The following is a 7,549-nucleotide window of genomic DNA, read 5'->3' as shown; positions in this document are numbered from 1 at the left end:
TAGACTTACAGCTGAATTCTGTTTCCATTTACACAAAATTTTAGACAATGTAACTTATAATTTAGCTAGTAATTATCACACTTATATTTAAGATTATGTCAACTTGTACGTACTTCCTGTTAGTTAATTAATAAATATAAATCTTTATTCATCTCCATAACGATTTTTCGGCTATAACAATCGATAAATCGCCTCCCAAATGTCACTATTAATATTCTGATTTATAATATTTTGCTAATAATCAATTACAATAACACTTTCTCGAAGTTTACCAATCTTTGCACTTTGTTGAGGACTGGTCTTTAAATCTCTGGCTTTACGAATCTCTCTAACTTTAAAGCCACAAGATTCTGCAATATCTGCAATAATGTAATCCACAGGCACTTCGACACCATAATATGCAGAATTTGCCACATTAAAATAAATAATTCCACCTTTCCGCATCTTTTTAGCAAATTCAGAAAACAAGAATTGCATATCTTCAAAATATCCACATATCATATTTATGATATCTGAATTCCAGACTTTTTGTTCATTTTTGGACATCTCATATAGACTCTTTTTTAGCCGTTCATTCTCTATCGGAATAATATTCTCATAAGATACTTGCACATGAGAACGTAATGTATTTTTACGCAATACACGAAGTTCTTCGTGAGAATTGATTAGTCCAAGAACCTTTAATTCTAGCATATAAATATCAGTATAATCTCTAGAGTTAAGATATGGAGGTGATGTTATAATTAGATCTATTTCTCCATCAGGCACTTTTTGTATACATTTTCTAACATCGCCTAAATAGCAGATTTCTGAATTGTGTACAGACGGATTCTCTTTAGAGATGATTCTAATATCTTCTGCAAATATTGAATTTAATTTATCCAAAAAGAAATTATGAATATCTTTTCTGCTAAAAATTCTAGTTTCCCATCCCTTTTTGTAGGACAAGCACTTACCATTACGAAACATATTGCTTGCTTGAAGAATGATTGACGCTAACGCGATAGTAAATAAATCTTTATAATCATCATTGTCAACAAGTGTTCTAATGGCATGTCTTATATCAAGAATACCATCTATAGATGCATCATGAAAGTTCCACTTCTTATTCTGATTTCTTTTTACAACAGTATCACCAAAAGGCAATGACTCTAGCTTACGTATATTCCGATTTGTATGAGATAATTTTTTAGTTATTGCCTTAACATAATACTCAAAACTATCTATATTATATTTTCTGCTTAATTTAACTGTTGATAGAAGATGCATGAAAGGGCTAACCTCAAATGAATAACACTTTATACCATGATTCTGTAACTCTACAGGAGTTGTTCCGCTACCACAAAACGGCTCTAAGGCACAAGATGGTACGAATGGTAATTCTCTTAGAATGTCTTCAATGAACTTCTTGGAATATCCTTCTACAAAAGGGTACCAACGATGTACAAAAACGTTCTTGTTTTTGTCAAATTGCATAACTGAATGGTATTTCTCTGTGCAATCTATGAATTTATAGTCTTTGTACATAGTTGTTATATTAGTTAGGGTGTTCGTTTATTACTCTAAAATCAGCTAATTTAATATGTCTATAATAAGACGCTCTATCTTTTTCTGGTATTTGGTCGATTGTCATGTCTGTTCCTGTATCCGGAAGTTCTTCTTCTCTTGCGTCAAATACAGCCAAATATCCCAACTTGAAATCTTTTTCTTCAGCCAACAATTCTGTTATGTAAGCTGCTGATTGTATGAATGCCTCAGGAACAATACGTGGCTTAGCGCTATATGTGGTTCCTATTCTCTTTCCTAATTTATGAATACTAGTGCCAACCCACTTGATTTCTATAAAATACAATCCCTCACCATCCTCGTCAATCATGGCAATATCTAGTCTCTTCAAACTTTCCAACATAACCTCTTTCTGCACGAAAAATACTTTTAATTTTTCCTTTAAGAACATACGTAAGTCATCTCTGAAACAATCTTCTGGAGTGTTTCTAAGTAATTGCTTATTAGCTTTGACAAATTGTTCATCACTAAGTTCCGAACCTAAATCAGCTCTCAGAGATTTTAAATGACTTTTTTCAACAAAGAACTTGGAATATGTATCTCTAAGTTTTAAGTGTTTTCTATAATCCTCAAGTACTCTCGGCAATTCTGAAATAGGTTTTTTGTTATTGAATGAATGCAAAGCTGAACTTTCGTAGAAAATAGAATCACCACCATCACGACCATTAACAAAATAATTGATAATGCCTTCTGGGGACACCATAAACACAACTACTCCATCCATTGACATTTGTGTGAAGATGCGTCTTGTTTCGTTATTATCTTTATTCAAGTCATTATTGACTTCTTGAATGTTAAAATTAGAATCAATGACTATATGGCGATTTTGAATAAATAATTGATCTGTAAACAATTGTTCAATAGCACTGTCTGCATTAGTGGTAAGATTCAATAAGTCTTCTTCTGATATGACAATATACTTAAAGCTATTGTCTGGGTGTTTATCGCACATAGCTTTTATAAGCGACTGCATAAGTTTAAAGTTATCAGTAGCTTCTAATCCATTCAATGCCGCATCCACTATGGCATTCTGATTACGTTTTAGCAAATCCTTGAAGTTTGCATTTTGGCTGAATTTTGTTTTCATAACCTGCTACTTTATGATTTCGCTAAATATATATTCAAAATATAGCTCTATGTATTTCTCATCGCTAATGGCTGATGTATCGTCAAGGGTTTGCTCAAAAGCGACTTTGAAATCTTTGAGAACTTTAAGCGTTTCGCTATCAGGTGATGATGTATCTATACCGTCAACATTGTTGGTTTGCAAAGCATTCTCATAAGATGGATCATTAACAATAAAGCCAAATAATCGTTTTTCACCATATTTGCCTAACATATACATAACAGTTCTAAGCCATTCAACTTTTTCTTGACTCATAGGAATCTCCTTTTTAGAACTTAAAATCAAACCACCTTCATCTTCACATAATATTAAAGAACTCTTCAAATAGACTAAACTTCGTTCTATCAAATCTGAATATGGTCCAAAAGTTGTTACAGTAAAATGGTAATATGAGAATATATTCTCTATTCCTTCATGCTTGAAAGAATAGAGGACTTGCACTAAATACAATACTCTTTGAAAAGATTGTTCTGAAACAGCTCCCCACCCCATACTTTTAGCAATAGCAGAAACGGTTACAATATCTTCATTCGCTCTTATCAAATTCTTCTCTAACATTATTCCAATCTGTTTTTTATATGATGATAAATTGTTTTTAATTGCTCACTTGTGTTTTGTATAGTAGATTTTTTTGCAATATCTAATAAACCTACAATGCCAAGATTAATATCTTTCTGATCTAATAAATGTTCAATAAACAAACTATTGTTCAGATTTGATGTTATGATCAATGAGTTGGGCTTCGTTAGAAATTCTGCAAAAACACTTGCTGCATTCCTCTCGTAAGATATATCCAAACTGCTATCCGGAGTTTCTACTATATAAAAAGATGGAGTTTTATAGAAGAATGTAAGAATACTCATTCTGAAGGAATGATCTACAAAGAATCTTTGAGACTCCGACATTTCTTCTTCGTAAAACCGTACTTTCCCATCAATAACTGGATAAAACCGTTTATTCACATCTCCAGCCTGCTTGATGTATGTTAATTCACAAGGCACACCTAAGAATTTTCCTGCGTATTGGGCAAAAATAGAGGAAAATTTATGAACATTAGCTGTTATGACATCTTCTATCTCATTTGAAATGGATTTCACTATATTATACTGCTCGTCTCGTTGTTTTTGATATGCCTCTTTTTGCTGTGTCAGACGATTTACTTCATCAAGAAAAGGTTGAATAGAATTTTGACTATTATCAGACATTGCATTCTCATACTCTAGTTCTCTGACTTTCTGCTGAATTATTCTTCTTTCCAATTCAATCTTTGTGAATTCCGAATCTAAACTAATTATTTGTTGTTCAATATTTTGTATTGTTTTCTTTTTGCTATTTATAGACTGATATAATGTTTTCCTCTGTATATTTATTTCATTAAAACGGTTTCTTAATATAGTGTCATCTTCTGTATTTTCATTAATTGGAGAATTACAAGCAAAACAACTATTTGAATTATTTGTTACTTTCTCAACCAATTCATCATTCGGCTGATTACACATCGGGCAAATGTGATTCAACTGAATATTCTTTATGAAAACATGATATGAGGGGTGCAGCGTCTCCCATATACGGTTATTTAGTTGCTCCTCAATTTGCTTTAATTGTTTATCAATGTCATTTGCAGATAAACTGATTTTATTTATTTCATTCTGCAATAGCGATATGTCTTGACTCTTAGAAGCACGTTCTTTTTGTACAGATGCCAATCTAGCATCCATTTCCTCAAGCCGTCCCTTCAAATTAATAAGAGCGAGAGCTGGATTTCCTTGGTTGGCTGTTGAGTGGGCAGTGGATATAGACGTATCCTTCATTTTGCTCAAAACCTTATTGATGGCTCTCATGTCTTCTGAGCTATGTCGAGACAAACTATCAAAATACTTTGCTTTTCTGATAGCTTCTTGTCGTTTCTTATCAAGATCTGGATCGTTAAAATATTTGTTGAATAGTTCGCTTTGTACATCCGGGAAAACATCACCATCATTCCAAAGGATGGTTTTGTGATCTTCTCCAAAAAAGAGTACTTCGTTTACAAAAAATATCAGATCATCAAATTCTAGATTTGTGTTATCCTTAATGATTCTTTCATATTTATAAGGTAACGTATTAATTTTTGCCGTATCTGATAATTTTTCGTAGCTAAATTGATTTATTAAGGTACCGGGTAGTTCTGCACCATCTACCTTAAGCTGGGTCAAGGTTATAGAAGATAAGTCCCTTGTCAATTCAACTGTCACATTATTTAACTTCATGCTAATCGATACTGTAGGAGACGCATCTGTTGGAATGCTGTCATCCATACGATTGCTAAAATATTTTTGTGGAAACAATTGACGCTTTTCTATAATATTCCCTTGGTAAGTACGAGTATATCCAAAAGGCTTTTTATATAGTCCGAGAATAGCAAATCGAATAATATTAACAAAAGTGGTTTTTCCCATACCATTACCACCTAGTACTAGATTGACACCTTTAACAAAATCAAAGGTATAGTCCAGACCATTTGGATATAAAGTATAATTCTTGATGTTTATACTTAGCAATTCAGGTAGATATATTTGCCTACTCATTATTCAGTTATTTACTCAATTGTTAATACTATGTATATCAATACATTACACAATAAGGTTAGGGCGCAAATATATAACACGCCCAATTTAATAACAAAGATAAAATAAATTATCCAATATTTGATGTCATATTTGCTATTATTTAAAAATATAGCTATAGCTTTCAGGTTAAACTCTCTGTTGAATATTATTCTAACATTCATATATCAACATACAGCATATACCTTAATATACCTTACTTCAGATAGTGAGAATTTTCTTCTTGAAATATCTATAAACAGTAAATTTTCCGCCAATTTTACTCTCAATATTAGAATATCATGTCCTGTTTGGTTTTGGTCTTTAGTGTGTAAATTAGAGTGATAGTAATATAAATCTACTAACACACTCCATCAGCATATCATAACTCAAAATTAGGATGGTAAATATATGACAATTTAGATTCAAAAACACATTCATGTTGTGTTTATGGATTAAACAGAAAAAGCCAATGTTATAGACCTTAATTTTGGGAGAAATATGAATCCCACACTGAGGTGGAGCAAAAACACAAGGCATCTGTTTGTATTTCAAGATAAAGCGTTACCTTTGTAGAGTGATAGGAAATCGACTCCGCAAGACACTGCAAAATATTGCAAGAATCCGGTGGAGCAATAGCGGGAGATTACGTCTTTAGCTAAGATATACATCAAAGATATTCAGCCACTTATCGTTAGATTACGATTCCTGGTGGCACCACTTTGAAGAAAAGCAATTAGCAGTAAGCTCCTGATTTCCAAACGAAATCGGGAGTTTTTGTTTTCCCGCAGAACGCAAAACAACCAATGCCGTGGGCTCGTGGGGAAAGAGGATTTGAGATATCAGATCGTCTATAACCTGGAAATGATATTTGCGCTTGCCTTTCAGATTAATACTTATCCGGCCCAACAATTACGTGAGTATATAATAAGCAGACTGTTCCAATCTGAAAAGTCAATGATTATCTGCATGATGAATGGTAATCATAAATCATATCTAAAATACTGATAAATATTGATTTCACTATTTCGTGCGGATAATAAGCCGCAAAATTTGCGGTTAATTATCCGCAAAACCGTATATTTGCAGAAAACAGTAATGCCTATGTATATACATGAACATAAAGAATGGCCTTCCTTTTCGTGGAACAAGGAACTTGTCGGTGAGAAACTGAACAAGGTAAATAAGGCTGTCGGTTATCTGATGGGACGCCTTAGTGTAATCGGTTTTAACGACAAGATGTCTGCCGTAGTTGAATCCATCTCCCATGACATCATTGCATCATCAGAAATTGAAGGAGTGGAATTGAACAATGAACAGGTACGTTCATCTGTAGCCCGCAAACTCGGAGTACAACTACCGAATCCGACCGAATCTTCACGATATATAGACGGAGTAGTGGAAATGGCACTTGATGCAACCGTCAATTTCAACAGTCCGCTTACCCATGAAAGACTATTCGGCTGGCACAACTGCCTGTTTCCTACCGGATGGAGCGGTCCAACGAAAATTGATGTAGCCCGATACCGCAGTGGAGAGATGAAAGTTATTTCTGGAATGTTCGGTCGGGAAAAGGTACATTATGTAGCGCCTGCTCCTGAAAGAATAGACGAAGAAATGAATCGGTTTCTGGACTGGTTCAATTCAGATACACATAACGGCTATGTAAAATCGGCGATAGCCCATTTGTGGTTTGTCTGCATCCATCCTTTCGATGACGGAAACGGACGAATCGGACGAGCCATTGCTGATATGGCACTTTCACAGGCTGAAAACTCAAAGATGCGTTTCTTCAGTATCTCCCATCAGATAAACAAAGATAAAAAACAGTATTACGACATATTGGAGAAAACACAGAAGGGAGATTGCGAGATTACTGAATGGATCATCTGGTATCTTGACTGTCTGCTCCGTTCTGTCGAGCAATCCGACGAAACATTGTCAAAGGTTCTTAACAAGGCCATATTCTGGCAAACCCATGCCGAAACAGTCCTGTCCGAACGACAACGCGAAGTCTTGAATTTATATTTGGACGGTTATCCCGGCAAACTGACGGCTAAGAACTGGGCAAAACGTGCAAAGGTATCACCTGACACGGCTGCACGTGATATAAAAGATCTGGTAGAGAAAGGCATTTTGATACCCCAGAAGGGGCGGGTTCGTGACGTATCCTACGGAATACGGTGCAGTGAGTCTATCCTCGTCATTCCCATGCCTGAAGATTTATAATTATTCATCATACAAGCAGAAAGGCTATGTGCGGTTTTGATGA

The 7,549-nt window shown here is 34.4% G+C and carries 5 protein-coding genes; 1 reads left to right on the top strand and 4 read right to left on the bottom strand.

Annotated features, from left to right (window positions below; all coding sequences use genetic code 11):
• Positions 1-234: 234 nt before the first annotated feature.
• The 4 genes from NW212_RS13635 to NW212_RS13620 are packed head-to-tail and all read right to left on the bottom strand — an operon-like array spanning position 235 to position 5,259.
• Positions 235-1,527, bottom strand: a complete 1,293-nt coding sequence (locus NW212_RS13635) for a DNA modification methylase (RefSeq protein WP_117747744.1) — start codon at positions 1,525-1,527, stop codon at positions 235-237.
• Between the two features lie 10 nt (positions 1,528-1,537).
• The gene (locus NW212_RS13630) at positions 1,538-2,653 is read right to left on the bottom strand and encodes a hypothetical protein (RefSeq protein ID WP_258339182.1); all 1,116 of its coding nucleotides are present in this window, start codon (positions 2,651-2,653) and stop codon (positions 1,538-1,540) included.
• A 6-nt stretch (positions 2,654-2,659) separates the two neighbouring features.
• Entirely contained in the window at positions 2,660-3,250 is a 591-nt protein-coding gene (locus NW212_RS13625) for a hypothetical protein (RefSeq protein WP_117747742.1), read from the bottom strand.
• Complete coding sequence (locus tag NW212_RS13620; RefSeq protein ID WP_117747741.1) at positions 3,250-5,259, bottom strand: AAA family ATPase; 2,010 nt, start codon at positions 5,257-5,259, stop codon at positions 3,250-3,252. The genes NW212_RS13625 and NW212_RS13620 overlap by 1 nt, the downstream gene beginning before the upstream one ends.
• 1,122 nt (positions 5,260-6,381) lie before the next feature.
• Here NW212_RS13620 and NW212_RS13615 point away from each other — a divergent pair.
• Positions 6,382-7,506 carry a Fic family protein gene (locus NW212_RS13615; RefSeq protein ID WP_258339181.1) on the top strand — a complete coding sequence of 375 codons (1,125 nt, stop codon included), beginning with the start codon at positions 6,382-6,384 and terminating at the stop codon, positions 7,504-7,506.
• The last annotated feature ends 43 nt before the right edge of the window (positions 7,507-7,549 follow it).

The organism is Bacteroides sp. ET225 (assembly GCF_024733745.1).
GTDB lineage: Bacteria > Bacteroidota > Bacteroidia > Bacteroidales > Bacteroidaceae > Phocaeicola > Phocaeicola excrementipullorum.
This window is presented reverse-complemented; position numbering and strand designations above follow the sequence as displayed.